Annotated in this window: 14 protein-coding genes; 4 read left to right on the forward strand and 10 right to left on the reverse strand. The window is 72.2% G+C overall.

Annotated features, from left to right (window positions below):
• Nucleotides 1-44: 44 nt before the first annotated feature.
• The 4 genes from AB0C19_RS08035 to AB0C19_RS08050 are packed head-to-tail and all read right to left on the reverse strand — an operon-like array spanning nt 45 to nt 5563.
• Nucleotides 45-662: an FMN-binding protein gene (locus tag AB0C19_RS08035; protein WP_357181189.1), complete on the reverse strand. Its 618-nt coding sequence runs from the start codon at nt 660-662 to the stop codon at nt 45-47.
• Between the two features lie 13 nt (nt 663-675).
• A complete protein-coding gene (locus AB0C19_RS08040; RefSeq protein ID WP_357181192.1) occupies nt 676-2094 on the reverse strand; it encodes a ferredoxin reductase family protein in 1419 nt (472 codons plus the stop codon).
• Entirely contained in the window at nt 2091-3473 is a 1383-nt protein-coding gene (locus AB0C19_RS08045) for a DUF1501 domain-containing protein (protein ID WP_357181195.1), read from the reverse strand. The genes AB0C19_RS08040 and AB0C19_RS08045 overlap by 4 nt, the downstream gene beginning before the upstream one ends.
• Nucleotides 3474-3481: 8 nt before the next feature.
• Nucleotides 3482-5563, reverse strand: coding sequence for a DUF1800 family protein (locus AB0C19_RS08050; RefSeq protein WP_357181198.1), 2082 nt, complete (start codon nt 5561-5563; stop codon nt 3482-3484).
• Between the two features lie 431 nt (nt 5564-5994).
• Between AB0C19_RS08050 and AB0C19_RS08055 the strand changes: the two genes are divergently transcribed.
• A complete protein-coding gene (locus tag AB0C19_RS08055; RefSeq protein WP_091409372.1) occupies nt 5995-6252 on the forward strand; it encodes a DUF3040 domain-containing protein in 258 nt (85 codons plus the stop codon).
• Nucleotides 6253-6298: 46 nt separating this feature from the next.
• Here AB0C19_RS08055 and AB0C19_RS08060 read toward each other — a convergent pair whose 3' ends face one another.
• The 3 genes from AB0C19_RS08060 to AB0C19_RS08070 form a co-directional block, all read right to left on the reverse strand.
• Nucleotides 6299-7207: an SWIM zinc finger family protein gene (locus tag AB0C19_RS08060; protein WP_357181201.1), complete on the reverse strand. Its 909-nt coding sequence runs from the start codon at nt 7205-7207 to the stop codon at nt 6299-6301.
• 34 nt (nt 7208-7241) lie between these two features.
• A complete protein-coding gene (locus AB0C19_RS08065; protein WP_357181204.1) occupies nt 7242-10478 on the reverse strand; it encodes a DEAD/DEAH box helicase in 3237 nt (1078 codons plus the stop codon).
• Between the two features lie 512 nt (nt 10479-10990).
• Nucleotides 10991-11509, reverse strand: a complete 519-nt coding sequence (locus AB0C19_RS08070; RefSeq protein ID WP_357181208.1) for a DinB family protein — start codon at nt 11507-11509, stop codon at nt 10991-10993.
• An 82-nt stretch (nt 11510-11591) separates the two neighbouring features.
• Between AB0C19_RS08070 and AB0C19_RS08075 the strand changes: the two genes are divergently transcribed.
• A complete protein-coding gene (locus AB0C19_RS08075) occupies nt 11592-11798 on the forward strand; it encodes a hypothetical protein (protein WP_030488784.1) in 207 nt (68 codons plus the stop codon).
• Nucleotides 11799-11806: 8 nt separating this feature from the next.
• Here the strand turns inward: AB0C19_RS08075 and AB0C19_RS08080 are convergent, their stop codons facing one another.
• Together AB0C19_RS08080 and AB0C19_RS08085 are read right to left on the reverse strand one after the other, a co-directional pair.
• Nucleotides 11807-12949 (reverse strand): polysaccharide pyruvyl transferase family protein, encoded by a 1143-nt coding sequence (locus AB0C19_RS08080; protein WP_238680330.1) that lies wholly within the window; start codon nt 12947-12949, stop codon nt 11807-11809.
• 93 nt (nt 12950-13042) lie between these two features.
• Nucleotides 13043-13522, reverse strand: a complete 480-nt coding sequence (locus AB0C19_RS08085) for an N-acetyltransferase (protein WP_357181212.1) — start codon at nt 13520-13522, stop codon at nt 13043-13045.
• 122 nt (nt 13523-13644) lie between these two features.
• Here AB0C19_RS08085 and AB0C19_RS08090 point away from each other — a divergent pair, with 122 nt between their 5' ends.
• Together AB0C19_RS08090 and AB0C19_RS08095 are read left to right on the forward strand one after the other, a co-directional pair.
• The gene (locus tag AB0C19_RS08090; RefSeq protein WP_357181214.1) at nt 13645-14910 is read left to right on the forward strand and encodes a glycosyltransferase; all 1266 of its coding nucleotides are present in this window, start codon (nt 13645-13647) and stop codon (nt 14908-14910) included.
• Between the two features lie 57 nt (nt 14911-14967).
• Entirely contained in the window at nt 14968-15561 is a 594-nt protein-coding gene (locus tag AB0C19_RS08095) for a Pr6Pr family membrane protein (protein ID WP_357181217.1), read from the forward strand.
• 6 nt (nt 15562-15567) lie between these two features.
• On the opposite strand, the gene AB0C19_RS08100 is transcribed toward AB0C19_RS08095, so the two are convergent.
• Nucleotides 15568-16197 carry an HAD-IA family hydrolase gene (locus AB0C19_RS08100; protein ID WP_357181220.1) on the reverse strand — a complete coding sequence of 210 codons (630 nt, stop codon included), beginning with the start codon at nt 16195-16197 and terminating at the stop codon, nt 15568-15570.
• Between the last annotated feature and the right edge of the window lie 47 nt (nt 16198-16244).

The raw sequence follows: 16244 nt of genomic DNA on the forward strand, positions 1-16244 counted from the left end.
GTTCGACCCGGCACAGCCCGGGTCGGGTCAGCGTGGCCCGCACGTCAGAATGCCTTCTCGATGGCGGACCGCAGGGACTTCTTGTAGGCGTCGCTGGTGGCTGTGGCACCGGAGACGGTGTTGAGGTTGGCGCTCTGCTTCTGCACCACCTCGGCGCCGCTGCCGTCGTAGGCGGTACGGACGTCGCCGCTGTGGATGTCGGATTCACCCCCGCTGGGCAGCGACAGCGCGACGGCGTCGACGATCCGGTTGCCGGAGACCACGATCTGCACCGTCACGAACCCGTACTTCTGGCTGCTGTCAACCGCGTCGAAGCCGGTTCCGGTGACCCGGCGGGTGGTCGACTGGGGTGCCTTGGTGGTGGTCCGCGGCGCGCTGGGGGCCTTCGTCGTCTTGGTGCCCGACGGGCGGGCGGTGGTCTTGCCGGGCTTGGGCGACGTCGACGGCTTGGCGCTTTCCGATGACGTCGGCGTGCCGCCGGCCGGGTCGGTGCCCGGCGCACCCGCGGCGGCGCCGGGGTCGGTGCCCGGCCCGGAGGGGTTGACCGGCTGCGCGGTAGGCAGGTTCTGGGCGACCTGGCTGGTGCCTGGCGAGCCCTTGAACACCACGAGCGCGGTGGTGCTGGCGGCCAGGCCGGTGATCGCGAGGAGCGCGCGACGCATGGGGATGCCCTTCCTACAGCTCGAACGTGGCCAGATGGATCTGCCGTCGGGGCACGCCGGCCCGCCGCAGCGCCCGCACCGACTGTTCCACCAAACCGGGTGGCCCGCACAGGTAGACGTCGCGGCGGGCCACGTCGGGCACCAGTTGCCGCAGCCCGTCGGGGCTCATCAACTGGCGGGGGCCGGGGTCGTCGCGGGAGCCGATGACGTACCAGACGGAGGTGTGGCGTTCCTGGGCCAGCCAGTCCAACTCGCGGCTGAGCAGCACGTCGGCCGGTGTGCGGGCGCGGTAGATCAGCGCCGCGCCCGGCGGCAGCTCCTCCAGCATGGCCCGGATCGGCGTGATGCCGCTGCCACCGGCGATCAGCAGCGCCCGCTCGCCAAGCCGGTGCGCGGCGGTGAAGGTGCCCGACGGGCCTTCGGCCCAGACCCGGGTGCCCGGTTCCAGGTCGCGCAGGTCGGCGGTGTGGGTACCGACCACCTTGACGGTGACCCGCAGCCAGCGGCCGTTGGCGGCGGCGGAGACGGAGAACGGGTGCGACTGCCACCAGCAGCCCCGGGTGAGGAACCGCCAGCGGAAGTGTTGGCCGCCGAGCATCGCCAGCCGGCCGAGCCGCTCCCCGGTGAGGTAGATGGAGATGGTGTCGGGGCTCTCGGCGACCACGTCGGCGACCCGCAGCTTGTATCGCAGGTTGAACGCCAGCGGCGCGATCACGCGGCCCCAGAGCAGGGCGGCGACCACCAGCACGTAGAGCGCGATCCAGCCGGTGCGCACCGGGCCGGGCCGGTACAGCTGCGCGCCGTGGGTGAACTGGTGGCCGAAGCCGAGCAGCAGGACCAGGTAGCTGGACAGGTGCAGCAGGTGCCACATCTCGTAGGGCAGCGCCCGCCGGATGGCGCGAATGCTGCTGAAGCCGACAAGCATCATGATGCCGGCCGCGACGAACGCCGAGACCATGTCCTCGTAGTCGCCGAGCAACGTGCCGACCTCGGCGAGGACCGACTGCTTACGCAGGTCGGCGTAGCCGACGAGGATCAGCGACATGTGCGCCAGCACGGCGACCAGCAGTGTGGCGCCGATGTCCCGGTGCCAGCGGGCCATGTGCTCGCCGCCGATCCACCGTTCCAGCACCGGCAGTCGGCTCATCATCAGCACCTGCACCAGCAGCAGGTAGCCGGCGACCAGGCCGGTGATCCGGCCGGCCGAGGTGACGGTGGCCGCGGTGGTCCGCAACGATCCGGCCGGGGTGCCCAGCCACCAGGGCAGCACGCTGGCGAGCAGGCCGACCAGGAGCAGCACGCCCAACAGCCGTCGGCCGCCGGGCCCGCGCCGGTCCGGGATCTGCGGGGGTACGGGCGCAGCCGACCGGCCGCCGTGCCGGGACGATGTCCCGATACGACGGCCGGCGGCGTGGGTGTGCGAATGCGTCACGCGTACAGCTTCATCGGGGCGTACTTCTGGCGGGGGAAGACCTTGTCGACCTCCGCGTTGGTGAGCCCGAACCGGCCCTGCGCCACGGCGCCGTAGACGTTGAACATGTTGTTGTACTCCGGCACGTCGCCGGAGTCCAGCTTGTCCAGACCGTTCCAGGTGCCCAGCAGCGAACCGGCCAGCTTCTTGCCGGACAGCAGGGTGATCACGCCGCCGTGCCCGTGGTCGGTGCCGTTGTTGTTGGAGCCGACCCGACGGCCGAACTCGCTGGACACCATGATCGTCACGTCGGCGGCCTTCGGGCCGAGGTCGGTGAAGAAGGCGGCCATCGCGCTGGCCAGCTCGTTGAGCCGGCGGTGCAGTTGGCCACCCTCGCGGGTGCCCTGGTTCTCGTGGGTGTCGTAGCCGCCCATGCCGACAGTGGCGACCCGGACGTTGGCGCCGCCCTTGATCAACTGGGCGAGTTGCTGGAACGCGTTGCCGACGCCCTCGTACTTGACGCCCTCGGCGGGCTGGTACGGCTTGGCGGCGAGCTTCTGGGCGGTGGCCAGCGCGCCCATGCCCTCCTGCACGGCTTCCTCGACCGGGTGGTTGATCCCGGTGAAGAGGCCCTTGATGGCCTTCTCGGTGGCGGCCCGGAACCGCTCGTCACCGTTGAGCCGCAGCGAGCCGACGTTGTTCAGCGACAGCGCGCCGTTGTTGCCGACCAGCGAACGCGGCAGGGTGCTGCCGATGCCGACGCTGCGGAACGCGGTGCCCTTGCCCAGGTTGTCGACCAGACCGTCGAGCCAACCCCGGCCGCCGGTCTCGTTGGGCAGCCCGCCCAGGTTGCAGGCGTCGGCGGCCTGGAAGTGGCTGCGGGACAGCCGCTCGTCGGAGACCGCCGGGATGAAGCCGAGCTGACCGGCCGTGAGCCACTTCTCCAGCGGCTTGAACGCGCTGGTCAGCTTGAAGCCGCGGCCCAGGGCCAGCGAGTCGTTGCCGAGCAGCAGGTCGGGCCGGGCCTTGTTGAGCACCGCGTCGTTGTCCGGCGCGATCAGGCTCAGGCCGTCCAGCCCGCCATAGAGGAAGACGTGGATCAGGGTGCCGGTCTTGGTCGCCGCGAACGATGCCGAGGTGGTGACGAACTGGGCGGTGGCCAGCGCGGTGGCGGTGGCCGCGGCACCGGCGACGAAGGTCCGCCGGGTCACGCCGCGACCGTCCTGCTGAGCCTCCTCCAGGTCCTCCAGGGTGCGGTACCTGTCGAACTCGGCGGCGTTCTCGGCGGCGACGATGTCCGCCTCGGCGCGCAGCAACGCCTCGGCCGGGTTGTCGGCCAGCCGTCGCACGTCGGGGCATTCGGGGTGCAGGGGGAAAGAGTTGTACACAGTCTTCTCCATCGGGTGCCTCACCGGAGGTGGTGCTGGGGGGAAGCGAGGATCGCCCGCGCGACGGCGGTGATGGCCCCGTTGAACGTGGCGTCGACCTTGGTGGTCGCCGCCACACCGGCCACGCCGAGGATGAGGTTCTTCTCCCGCGTGCTCAACTTCTGGCCCACGAGCCGCAGGGAGAGCGCGTCCACGAACGCCCCGGCCGTCGCCGGTGGCTTGGCGACCAGCTTCTCCGGCGCCGTGTACGTGAAGGTGGTGCGGTAGCCGGCGAGGATCTCGCCCGCCTCGTTCCAGCCGTTGACCATCGTGCCGGCCGAGGTCCACGCGACGTAGACGTCCGGGTAGCCGTCCGGGGTCGGATGACCCATCGGGGACTGGCCCAGCTCGCGCATCTTGTCGTGGATCTGGCGCAGCCCCCGGGCGTACGCGGTGCGCTTGCTGTCGCCGTTGTTGTGCTTCGGCGACGCCTCCGGCGAGACACCCAGGGTGCGGTACGTGGCGACCAGGTACTCCATCGGCCGGCGCACCTTCTGACCCACACCGGCCCAGAACTCCGACGAGCAGAACAGCGTCATCAGGACCGGCTTGATCATGCCCTTGTTCGTGGTGTACGTCTTCGCCAGCCGGTCCACGAGGGACTTCGGCGGGGTGTCCGAGACGAACCGGGTGGCCAGGCTCTGCGCCACGTACTTCGCTGTCGACGGGTGCGTCGCGATGTAGGTGATGTACGCGTCGATCGCCGCTTCGGCCTTCTTCGGGTCGGCCGAGTTGTTCGCGTGGGTGAAGCCGAGGATCTTCACCTTGCCGACGTAGTGCTGCTCGGGGCGGAAGACGTACTTGCCCTTGTCGTCGACACCGCGGCCGGTCTGCAACATGGCGGCCTGCCGGACGTCGGGCTCCTTGTAACCGCCGTCGACGCCGACCGAGTAGAGCTCGAGGTTCTCCCGGGCGAGGTTCTCGTTGATCGCGTCCTTACGGGAGTCCTTCTGGTTCAGGTAGATCAGCAGCGCCGGGTGCTTGTTCGCGGCGACCAGCATCTCCGGGTAGCTGCCCAGCGCGTGCTTGCGCACGACGTCCTGGTCGAACGAGTTGCGGTACACCTCGCCGCCGTCGAAGTCCGCGGCGACGTGCAGGAAGTCGTTCCAGAAGTCGACCATCACCTCGAACAGCTGGCGCTTGGACCAGATCTGCCGGGCGATGGTGGCGTCGACCATCTCCCGCTCCGGGTGGGCGTCCTGCTCGTTGAGCTTGTCCCGCTGGTCGCGCAACTGCTGCACGGAGAGCTTCTGGGTCGGCAGCTCGGCGAGCTTCAGCTCACCCTTGCTCGGCTCCAACTTCTCCGGGTCCAGCTGGGCGCGGATCCAGGCGTCCATGCCCTCGCGCTTGATGTCGGCGACCACAGCGGGCGTCACGCCGAAGGTGGTGCGCCGGGCCAGGTGCAGGATCGGGTCCTTGGCCAGCACCGTCTTCACTGTCACCTTGGTCGCCGCAGCGGCAGCGGCCGGGCCGGAGAAGGTCCGCCCACCGGCCGGCGCGTTCTTCTTCAGCGCCTCGCCGGCCCGGGAACCCATGTAGCTTTCGTTCTGCTCGGTGTAGGTACGCACGGTGCTGGGCTGCTGGCCGCTGGGCCGCGCCGCGGTGCCGTCGGTCACCGTGCTGCCGGTCGCGTCGCCGGCCGCCGCTTCGTCGCCGAAGAGGCCACGGATCTGCGGGGTCATGGCGAGCGCCGCGCCACCGGCGACGACGGCGGCGGTGCCGCCGAGGGCCACCATCGCCTTACGTCGGCCGACCTTGCGACCCGGCTCGTTGTCATCGTCGAGGGTGGGCAGTCCAGTGCCGGCCGGTCGTGCCGGGGCCGGACGGCCGAGGCCCTCCGGGCCGACCCACTGCGGACCGCGCGGGGCGGGCGCGGGCTGCCCGGCGTACTGCTCACGCGGGTCGGCCTGCGCGGCGTAGCCGCCCTGGTAGGGGTGGGGCGAGTCGTAGCCGTAGGGCGCTGGCGTGTGGGGGTCGCCGTAGCCGTCAGCGTTGGGGTGCTGATGTCCGTCCCAACCGCGGTCGTCCCGCGGTCGACGTGGTGGCACATTCTGGTCGGCCATGTACCAATCCCGATTTCTGATGAGCGCCGGAAGCTGCTACCGGGCAGGTGCGGCAGGTGCGGCGACTGTTGCCTGAGGGGGTTGCTACGGCAAGGTAACCAAGGCCCCAGGGGCCTTCAAGGTGGCCGGAACCCACTCGTGAGGGCACTTAAGACAGCGCTCAGCGCGACCTCGGTGGTGGGCGGTGGGGTGCGCCTGCCCGCAGACCTTCCCAGCAGGGCGTACGCGCGGCAGCCGAGCACGGATCGGACCACGCCGCCGTACGCGACAGTTTCGGCGTCGTTCACCACCAAAGGCAAACTTAAGGTTCAGGTAAGACGGACATGAAGCGCGCTCGCGTGGAGGAAAAGTAGCAGCAGCGGGTGAGCGTGAGCCGCCACCGCAGCGGGTATGCCGCCGAACCGCTGAACGCGTGAGGGGAAGGCAGCGCCATGCTCAGCAAAGAGGATCAGCGCAGATTCGACCAGATCACCCGTCAGCTCCGGGAAAGTGACCCGGCCTTCTTCAACCGGCTTGACCACCGGGCCCGAGCCCGCAGGGGCCGCTACCTGATGTTGTTGACCATCGTGCTGTGGGCGTCGCTGCCGGCGATAGCCGTGTTCGCCGGTCGACTCACCGGCGCGATCTGCGCGGTGGTGCTGGTGGCCAACGCCGCGATCATGTGGCGGTTCCGCCGCCGCTGGACGTGACTGTTCAACAGCTCAACGGGACGGCTCAACCGGTGGACGTGACAGCTCACCTGTCGGCCGGACCGAACGCCCGGTACGCGCGGCGCAACCGTTCGAGCAGTCCCGGCCCACCGATGGCCGGGGCCGGTGCTCCGAGCTGGCGCAGCAGCAGGTCGGTGCCGGTCACCAGTCGGGGCGGCCGATCCGGCAGCGGCACCGGCGGCGACCAGAAGCGGTCCGCCGCCTCCGCCAGCGGCGTAGCCGACAGCCCGGCGAGCGCCCGAGCGGCACCGACCGGCGCCACCGTGTCCACCGTCGACACCTCGCCGTCCGGTTCGGACGGTGAGTCGACCGGCGGGGGCGGTGGGGTGGCACCGGTGGTCGCGGCCCGCCGGGCGCGGAGTTCGTCGAGCAACTCCGCCCGGGACCGACCGCGCCAGTGCAGCAGCTCGAACGGGTCCGCGTCGAACGCCTCGGCCAGCAGGTAGAACGTCGCCGCGAGGTGCTTGCACGGCACCGCGAAGTCGGGGCAGTTGCAGCGCTGGGTCAACTCGTCCACGGCCGCCGGGAAGAGCGGCGCGCCGGCGGCGGCGAACAGCTCCTCCAACTCCTCGGGAAGGTCCCCGGCGAGCAGCCGGGCGCTGAAGAACGCCTGCCCGGCCAGCTCGTCCTCGATGCGGGACCAGAGCGCAGCCGGGAACGGCTTCAGCGCGATCGACACCTGGTACGGCTGCGGTCGGGAGCCCTGCACCACCGCGCTGACCCGCCCGGGTGTGATGTCGAGCGTGAGCACCTGACCGGCCCGCGCGTACGACCGGCCCCGGGTCAGCCGGGTGCCGAGCGCGAACGACTCCAGCACCTCCAGGAAACGCCGCGACCACCAGGACCTGCCGATCGCGCCCCGGGCACTGCGTGCCCGCAGACCCCCGTCGACCCGACGCGGGCGCCCGTAGTCGGCGAACCGGTCGGTGCTCACGTCGACGCTCCGCTCATGTCGGCGCTTCGCTCGCTCACTCGACCACCGCGCCGGCTTCCAGGGCGAACAGGTCCCGCAACTGGCCGGTGGACAACTCGGTGATCCACTGCTCGCCGGTGCCGACCACCCGTTGTGCGAGGCTGCGCTTGTCGGCGATCATCGCGGCCACCTTCTCCTCGACAGTGCCGGCGCACACGAACTTGCGCACCTGCACCCGTCGGCGCTGCCCGATCCGGAACGCCCGGTCGGTGGCCTGGTCCTCGACCGCCGGGTTCCACCACCGGTCCACATGCACCACGTGGTTCGCGGCGGTCAGGGTCAGCCCGGTGCCACCGGCCTTGAGGGAGAGGACGAACAGCGGCGGACCCTCCGCCGACTGGAAACGCTGCACCAGGGCGTCCCGCTCGGCCTTGCCGAGGCCACCGTGCAGGAACAGCACCTCCCGGCCGAACCGCGCCGACAGGTGACCCCGCAACATCGCACCGAACTCGGCGTACTGGGTGAAGAGCAGTGCCCGCTCCCCCGCCGCCAGCACCTCCTCCAGGATCTCGGTGAGCCGAGCCAGCTTGCCGGAGCGGCCCTCCAGCGGTGAGCCGTCGCGCAGCAACTGGGCGGGGTGGTTGCAGACCTGCTTGAGGCGGGTCATGGTGGCCAGCACCAGGCCGCGTCGTTCGATGCCGTCGCTGGTCTCGATCCGGGCGAGCATGTCGTCGACCACCACCCGGTACAGCGCTGCCTGCTCGGCGGTGAGGTTGCAGAGCACCTCCATCTCCAGCTTCTCCGGCAGGTCGGAGATGATCGACGAGTCGGTCTTGAGCCGGCGCAACACGAACGGGCCGGTGATCCGGCGGAGCCGCTCGGCGGCCTCGGCGTCGCCGTGCCGCTCGATCGGCTCGGCGAACCGTTTGCGGAACGTCGCGGCCGGCCCGAGCAGACCCGGGTTGGCGAACTGCATGATCGACCAGAGGTCGGCGAGGCGGTTCTCCACCGGCGTACCGGTCACCGCCACCCGCTGCCGGGCGGGCAGCGCGCGAACCGCCTCGGCCTGCCGGGTCGACGCATTCTTGATCGCCTGCGCCTCGTCCACCACCACCCGGTGCCAGTCGATGCCGGCCAGGTCAGCGGCGTCGCGGGCGGCCACCGAGTAGGTGGTCAGGACCAGGTCCGCGCCGTGCGCGGCCGCTGTGAACTCCGCCCCCCGCGCCCGCTCAGCACCATGGTGTACGTGTACCCGCAGCTCCGGGGTGAAGCGTGCCGCCTCCCGCTGCCAGTTGCCGACCAGCGACATCGGACAGACAAGCAGGGTCGGCCCGACCTCCGGTGGGTCCCCGGCGAGCAGCGCGAGCAGTTGCACAGTCTTGCCCAGCCCCATGTCGTCGGCGAGCACACCGCCCAGGCCGAGTGAGCGCAGGAAGGCAAGCCAGGCCAGCCCTCGCTGCTGGTACGGCCGCAGCGTCCCCCTAAAGCCCGGTGGCGGGTCCAGCGGAGTGAGCCGCCGCTCGACCGCGCCAGCGAGCAGGTCGCCCAGCGCCCCGTCGGCGGTCACCTCCAGCACCGGCAGCTCACCGGTGGCCTCGCCGTCGGCCAGCCCGAGGCGGAGCAGGTCGGCGACGGTCAGCTCACCCGCGGAGCGGAGCAGACGCAGCCCGGCCGCGAGCCGCCCCGGGTCCAGTTCCACCCACCGGCCGCGGAGCCGCACCAGCGGGGTCTTCGTCTCGGCCAGCGCCGCCAACTCCTCGGCGGAGAGCGGGTGGTCACCGAGCGCGATCTCCCAGCGGTAGTCGACCAGGGCGTCCAGGCCGACACCGGCGTCGGCGCCACCCACAGTGCCCGGCGCGGTGCGGCTGCGCGCTCGCAACCGGGCGCCCAGTCGCGCCGACGGCCGCTGCCACCAGGACGGCAGCAGCACCCCGAAACCCGCCGCGTGCAGCACCGGTGCGCCCGCACTGAGGAAACGGTGCGCCCCCTCGACGTCGAGTTCCATCGCCTCCGGGGCGGCGGTGCGCAGCGCGGCGTCCAGGTCCGGCCAGAGCCGGCTGGCCCGGCCCAGCTCGGCGAGGAGCGTCTCCTGCGGGCTGGTCGTGCGACCGACCAGGCCGCCGAGGGTCTGCGGCGCTCGCCAGATGTCCCCGGCGTCGACGTGCAGGCCGGGTTCGTCCGCGGCCTGCAACCCGAACTCCAACCGCCAGCGCCCGGCACCAAGCGGCCCGGCTAACACCGGCGCGCTGTCGGCGGGCACCGGCACCGGCGCGCTGCCGGCGGGCACCGCTCGGGTGGCCAGGATCGGTTCGGTGACCTCGTCGGGGGCTGGTTCCACAAGGCGGAAACTGGCCCGTACCGGGCCACCGGCGGCGTCGCGCTGCCAGGCGTCCAGTTCGGTGGAGAGGGTGGCCAGCCCGGCCGGGTCGATGGTGAAGTCCCGCTGTGGGCCGGCGAGCGCAGCCAGCCAGGCCGGCGCCGGACCACCCGGGCGCAGCCCCCGGGCCAGCGTGGTGGTCGCCAGCGCAGCCCGCGCGGCGGCATCTGTCAACGCGTCCAGCGCGTCCGCGACCAGCACGGCAGCGGTCAGCTCGGCAGCGGTCAGCTCGGCAGCGGACGGCAGGACGGCGGCGCGGGCGGCCGGTGGCAGGGCCAGCGCCAGCGAGCGCGCCCAGGCCGCGTCGGTCCCGGTCAGCAGCGGACGCCAGACCGCCTGCGCCGGCACCTGCCCGGCGCCGCCCGACGCCGTCTTCCTGCCAGCGCCGGGCATCTGGTCGACCGTCGTCGCGCCAGCAACGCGCGTCTGGTCGACCATCGTCGTCTGCACGCCGGGGAGGACGCGGCCACGGGTCACCAGGTCGGCGGCGAAGTCGGCCAGCTCGGCGAGGTGCCGCACTGTGGCCCCGGACACCGCCGGGATGTCGTCCAGGGCTCGCAGCAGCGACAGGGCGTCGTCCGGGGCGTACACCAGTGTGGGCACCCGCCACCCGGCCAGCGTGAGCCGGCCACGGGCCGCAGGTGCGACGGTGGTCCTGATCAGCTCGGGTGAGTCGGTCGGCGCGCCCGCCAGCGTGGGCAGGGTGATGAGCGCGGTGTCCGGCCGGCTCGGCTCGGCGGCGTCGGCGAGGACGGCGGCCAGGTCGGTGTGCCCGGCGGCGAACGGATGCGGGCGTTCCCGGGCCGGCCGGCCCGAACGCGCAGCGGGGATCGGCGCGGCGCTGTCCTCGGCCCAGATGGCGAGGCCGCCGGTCGAGCTGCCGCCGGGCAACCACAGCCCGTGGATGACCAGCACCCGCTCCCCCTACTCGCCGCCCGCCCCCAGAATAGGCGGCCCGCCCGACCAGGCGTCCGCACCCACCGGCCCACCTGCGCGATCTTGCGCTTTGTGTCGCCGTTCTGCGACCAGTGCACCTTTTGTCGCAACCGAAAGCGCAAGATCGCGGGGAGCTGGAGGTGGGAGCTGCGGATCGGCAACACCGGTGCCGGGGTGGCGTTGGCCGCCCGGGCGCTCGGCCTGCGCGTACTGGTGGTCGACACCCTCGGTGCCGATCCGGCCGGTGAGCTGGTCCGGGCGGCGTTGACCCGGGCCGAGGCGCACCCCGCTCAGCAGAACCAGGTCGGCGACCTGCGCGAACGGCGGTTGGGCGACCGGGCCGCATCGCTCGCCGGCACGCTGGCGCCCCGGACGGTGGTGGTGACCCGCGGCGCGGGTTGCCGCTGCGGCCTGTACGCACGACGGGATGGAGTACCCGTCGGGCCTGTTGCCCACCGGTTGACGGCCGACGGCGTGCGACGACCCGGGGCTCAGAGCGCGCCGGCCTCGCCGTCGGTCAGCTCGCGCAGGATGTCGGCGTGGCCCGCGTGCCGGGCGGTCTCTTCGATCATGTGCACCAGAATCCAGCGCAGCGACACCTCACCGAGCTGTGGGTGCGGCACCACGTGGTCGAGGTCGATGCTCGCGGCGGCCGCCCGCGAGCGGGCGCAGGCCCGCTCGTACGCCTCGGTGAGCCCGACGATGCTTTCCTGGTCGCTCAGCGTGAAGCTGGCGACCGCGTCCTCCTCGGAGGTCAGGTAGACGTCGCCGGGCTCGGGGGCCAACAGGGTCGGGAACCAGTTCCGCTCGACCATTGTCAGGTGCTTGACCAGCCCGGCGAGCGTGGTAGCCGACGGCACCAGCCGGCGTCGGGCGTCGGCGTCGGAGAGACCGCGCAGTTTGCGCAGCAGCACGGCCCTGTGGAAGTCGAGGAACGAGGTCAGGACGGCGCGTTCGTCGCCGGTGCGGGCGAGCACCGGACCGAGCGTGGGATCGATCGTCTGCTCCATCCGCCGACCCTAGCCACGGGCCGGGCGCCCCGCTGCCCCGCTATCCGCTGCGGGCGGGCGCTGGGCCGGGCAGGATGGGCGCATGGCTTCATCCGTGCAGATCCTTCTCGTCGGCGGCACGGCGGACGGGCAGACCATCACCGTCGAACTGGACAGCAACGGCCGTCCGCCGCTGACCCACCATCACCTCGGCTCCGGTGGGCTGGCCGACGCGCAGATCTACGAGTTGGAGACCGCCCGCGAGGAGGCCCGCGAGTGGCGCTACCGGTGGACCGGCCCGGCGGTGTGACCGCCCGCTCAGACCCGGGTGAGGGTCTGGCTTCGCAGGCTCTCCAACACGCCTCGGGTGACCTCCGAGGTGCCCCGGGCCTGATCGCACACCTCCGCCACCCGTCGTGCCGTGGCCTCGGCGCGTTGCTCCCGCTCGTCCCAGAGCCGGTCGACCTCGGCCAGCAGCGGCCCTTCGACCTCGCGCTCCACGCCGCGTAGCGCCGGCACGCCGAGTCGTTGGGCCAGGTCGAAGACCTTGCCGGCGTACGGCAGGGGCAGGAACGGCGTACCGACCATCGCCGCGAAGATCAGGAAGTGCAGGCGCATGCCGACGGCCAGGTCGAAGTGCCGCATCAGCCCCAGCACCTGCTGCGGAGAGTAGGTGCCGTGCAGGATTCGACCTCGCTCGGCGGCGACCATGTGCGACAGCACCCCGTGGGAGTGCCGGATGTCGTCGCGCTCCATCGGCACGAACAGCACGTACGCGTCGATCCGGTGCACCAGGAAGTCACCGATCTGGGCCAGCAGCCGGTGGTAGCCGTCCACGTCGAGGCGTTCGGCGGCCCGGCCCGGCTCCCGCACGCTGATCCCGACGAGGCGCTTGCCGACCGGCACACCCTCCTCGGCCAGCAGGTGGGCCGGGAACTCCTCAGGTTGCAAAAGGAACGCCGGGTCCGCGGTGACAGTGATCGGGTTGAGCAGGCCAGCCTCCTCCAGCACCATCCGGGACTCCTGGTCCCGGACCGTCACCTGGGTCGCGCTGGAGAGCGTCTCCCGGACCATCCCGGTGTCGACGCCGTCGCTGAGCGGCCCGACCCCCACCGCGTACGTGATCAGCGGCAGGCCACGTTCCTGGGCCACCCGGACCACCCGTAGGTAACGGCGGGCCTCCCTGTCGTACAGGATGCCGCCGCCGCCCAGGATGAGCAGGTCGAGCTGGGCCAGGACCAGTGCCGAGTCGGTGCGGCTGACGCCCTCCCAGGGCACCGCTTCGACATCCGGGTGTGCGGCCCGGGTGTGCTCCGGGTTCCGAGAGAAGACGATGATCCGGGCGTTCGGTTCCTGTGTACGCAGATCGGTGAGCAGGCCGGTGAGGATCGCCTCGTCACCGAGGTTTCGCCCACCGTACGAGCCGAGCACACCGATGGTCAGTCCGGCGCCGTGCGTCATCCGTCGCTCCTCCCCAGGTGCGGTCCGCGCCGGTTTCCCGCTGGGCAGGTGAACAGTCCTGCCGAAGGGACCCGTCCCTGGGCCGCCGCCGGCTCAGCTCCCCGCGGTGAGGCGCTTCGCCATCTGCTGCGAGGTGACCTCGAAGCCCAGACTGCGGTAGAGGCCGATCGCCACGGCGTTCGTACCGAAGACGTTCAAGCCCAGCTCGGGCACGCCGAGTTGGGCGAGTTCGGCCTCGATGAGCTGGATCATCCGTCGCGCGTGCCCGCGTCCTCGGTGCTCCTCGTGCACCTCGATGTTGTGGATCCAGGCCTGGTCCGGGGCGGCGGCCGTCGGCAGTGTCACCCAGATCCAGCCGACCTCGGTGTCGCCGACCCGGCCCACCCGCAGCAGGGCCCCCTCGGTGGCCGCGCCCGCGGGCAGCGACTCCCGGATCTGGGTGACGGACCGATCGAGGGCCGCCTCCGGGGTCATCCCCCGGTGCGCCACCAGATCATCGGCGTACCCCTGTTCCAGTGATCCGAGCAGGCGGGCCAACTCCTGTGCCGTCATCGGCGTCAACGTCAACTCCACAGCGTCTCCCCTTCGTCGTCGCGAGCGGGTAGTGCAGCAGAACCGGTCCGGCCACGCCAACTGTTTCCCCCGCCGGGGCGGACGGGACGGCCGGGGGTGCGCGGGCGGGCGACGATGGCAACGTGCGGATCGCCCACGTCAGCGACAGCCACCTCACCAACCCGGAGGGGGTGGCCACCTCGGTCGGCACCACAGTGGCGCTGCTGCGCGCCGCCGGGCACCGGGTCGTGCTGCACTGCCCCGGCCCACTGTCCCGGTGTCGCCGCCGACCGGGCGAGGTGCCCTCGCTGTCGGTACCGACCCGGCCGTACCGGTTGGCGCTGCCCCGGCCGCCCAGCGCACCGGTCGACGTGGTGCACGTGCACACCACCGGCCCGCTCGGCGTCGCCGGCCTGCGGTGGGCCGCCACCCGGGGCGTACCGACAGTGCTGACCTGGCACACCGACCTCGTCGCGTACGCCGCGCATTACCCGGAGATCCCGATCGGGGCCGCGTACGCCGGCCTACGGCTGGGCCTGCGCTGGCGGGCGGCCGACCTGTGGGCGCTCGCCCACCCCGGGCCGGGTCGACAGGCCCGACTGGCGGCGCTCGGGCGAACTCTCCTGTCCCACACCACTGTTCTGATCGCTCCCTCGGCGAAGACCGCGGCGATGATGACGACGATGGCGGGGCGTACCCCGATCGTGGTCCTGCCGACCCCGGCGGCCGCACCGCGCGTCGACGCCGACGACCGGCGGCGGCTGCGGGCCCGGCTCGGCATCCCGGCGGACGCGCCTGTGCTGCTCGCTGTGGGACGGGCCACGCCGGAGAAGAATCCCGAGCTGCTGCTGGCGGCGTTCGCCCAGGTCCGCCGCGAGCTGCCGGCCGCCCGGCTGGTGCTGCTCGGGGCCCGGCGACACCGGCTCGCGGTCCGCCGGATCGCCCGTCGGTACGGCGTCAGCGGCGCGCTGCACCTGCTCCGTCCGGTGCCACGCCACCGGGTCGGCGCCCACTACCGGGCGGCGGACGTGCTGGCGTTCACCTCCACCACCGACACGCAGGGCCTGGTGCTCGCCGAGGCCGAGGCGTACGGACTGCCGGTGGCCATGGTGGACACTTTGCTCGCCGAGCGACCCGGCACCGGCACCACCCGACCGGTCGCCGAGCCCAGCCCGGCAGCGCTCGGGGCGTTGCTCACCCGGCTGCTGACCGAGCGGGAGTTGGGCGGGGCCGTGATCCGGGACGGCCTGGCGGCGGCGACGGACTGGTCCGCCCAGCGCTACCTGGCCGAGCTGGTCAAGCTGTACGCGTCGCTGCCGCCCGTCGGCCCGGTGGGAGCTGCCATTCCCAAGGCGCGGCGAGGTGACGCGGGGGCCAGGTCGGAACGACCAGTCGACCCGGCGCCGTGAACCGGGCGCCGCTGCTCATCGTGGCGTCCATCGATGCGGCGGTGATAGCGTCCGCCGGTGGCCGACCGGGTCCTGCGGGTGAGCACCGCGCTCGTGCTCGCCGTTGGGCTGGTGCTCGCCGGAATCGCCGCCCGCGAGGAGCCCGTCGAGCTGCTCTTCTACTTCACTGTGCAGGTCGACCTGGCCTACCTGGTGGTGCTGCTGGTCGGGTGCGGTGACCGGGTACGCACCGCGCTCACCGTCTACCTCGTCGGCACCGCGGTGGTCTTCGTCCTCGTACTGGCCAACCCGTGGAGCGGCTACGCCATGGTGGTGACCCCCGAGGCTCGGGGGCTGGTCTCCGACGCCGCCAACCTGCTGCTGCACGCCGTGGTGCCGCCGCTGGCCGCCGTCGAGTGGCTCAACCACCGACCTCGGGCCGCGCTGCGCCCGGCGTACGCGGTCAGCCTGCTCGGCTACCCGCTGCTGTGGCTGACGGTGATCCTGGTTCGGGGCGCCGTCGGCGGGGCCGAGGGCCGCTACCTCTACCCGTTCCTCGACGTACCCCGACTCGGATACCCCACCGTCGCCCTCAACGCCCTGCTCTTCGGCGTCACACTGCTGCTGATCGCCCTGACCGCGGTTCGCCTGACCCAAGGGCGCACTGGTTGACAGTGGTCAGGGTGCCGACGGCGTCGACTCCAGGTGGTGCGCCAGTTGGGCCAGGTCGCGTAGACGCAGGTCGCCGTCGAGGCCCTTCAGCGCGGCGGTCATCGCCCCGGCCGCCCGACCGGCCCGCAGGCCGACCTCGGCGTCCTCGACGACCAGGCACCGCCCCACGGGTACGCCCAGCAGCGCCGCGCCCCGCAGGTAGCCCTCCGGGTCCGGCTTGCCGACGCTGACGTCCTCCACAGTGACGAGGACCGGCGCCTTGATGCCGGCGGCACCGAGCCGTGCCTCGGCGAGCCGTGTGTCGGCGCTGGTCACCACCGCCCAGGGCAACGCCATCCGGGCCAGCGTGTTCAGCAGCTCGTGCGCCCCGGGGGTGGCCGTCACGTCGGACAGGTCGTCGTACTGCAACGCGAGCTGTCGCGCCGCAGCCACGGCTACCTCGGCGTCGTCGAGCGTGGGCAGCAGCTGGCGGATGGTCCGGTCGGCCGGGCTGCCGTGCGCGATCGCCAACGCCGCCGTCGGGTCGACGGCGTACTCGGCGGCCCACCGCTCCCAGGCCCGCTCCACTGCGGCGTCGGAGTCGACAAGGGTGCCGTCCATGTCGAACAGCACCGCGCCAATGCCCGCCAGTTCCACTACACACGCTCCCCGAATCGCCCGCCCCACCCTCCCCCACCTCGCAA

Source organism: Micromonospora sp. NPDC048842, assembly GCF_040649935.1.
GTDB classification, from domain to species: Bacteria; Actinomycetota; Actinomycetes; order Mycobacteriales; family Micromonosporaceae; genus Micromonospora; species Micromonospora hortensis.

What these genes read in the sequence shown, in the direction of transcription:
- AB0C19_RS08035 (WP_357181189.1), bottom strand. Translation starts at nt 662, where the DNA reads ATGCGTCGCGCGCTCCTCGCGATCACCGGCCTGGCCGCCAGCACCACC.
- AB0C19_RS08045 (WP_357181195.1), bottom strand. Translation starts at nt 3,473, where the DNA reads ATGGAGAAGACTGTGTACAACTCTTTCCCCCTGCACCCCGAATGCCCC.
- AB0C19_RS08050 (WP_357181198.1), bottom strand. Translation starts at nt 5,563, where the DNA reads ATGGCCGACCAGAATGTGCCACCACGTCGACCGCGGGACGACCGCGGT.
- AB0C19_RS08055 (WP_091409372.1), top strand. Translation starts at nt 5,995, where the DNA reads ATGCTCAGCAAAGAGGATCAGCGCAGATTCGACCAGATCACCCGTCAG.
- AB0C19_RS08070 (WP_357181208.1), bottom strand. Translation starts at nt 11,509, where the DNA reads ATGGAGCAGACGATCGATCCCACGCTCGGTCCGGTGCTCGCCCGCACC.
- AB0C19_RS08075 (WP_030488784.1), top strand. Translation starts at nt 11,592, where the DNA reads ATGGCTTCATCCGTGCAGATCCTTCTCGTCGGCGGCACGGCGGACGGG.
- AB0C19_RS08080 (WP_238680330.1), bottom strand. Translation starts at nt 12,949, where the DNA reads ATGACGCACGGCGCCGGACTGACCATCGGTGTGCTCGGCTCGTACGGT.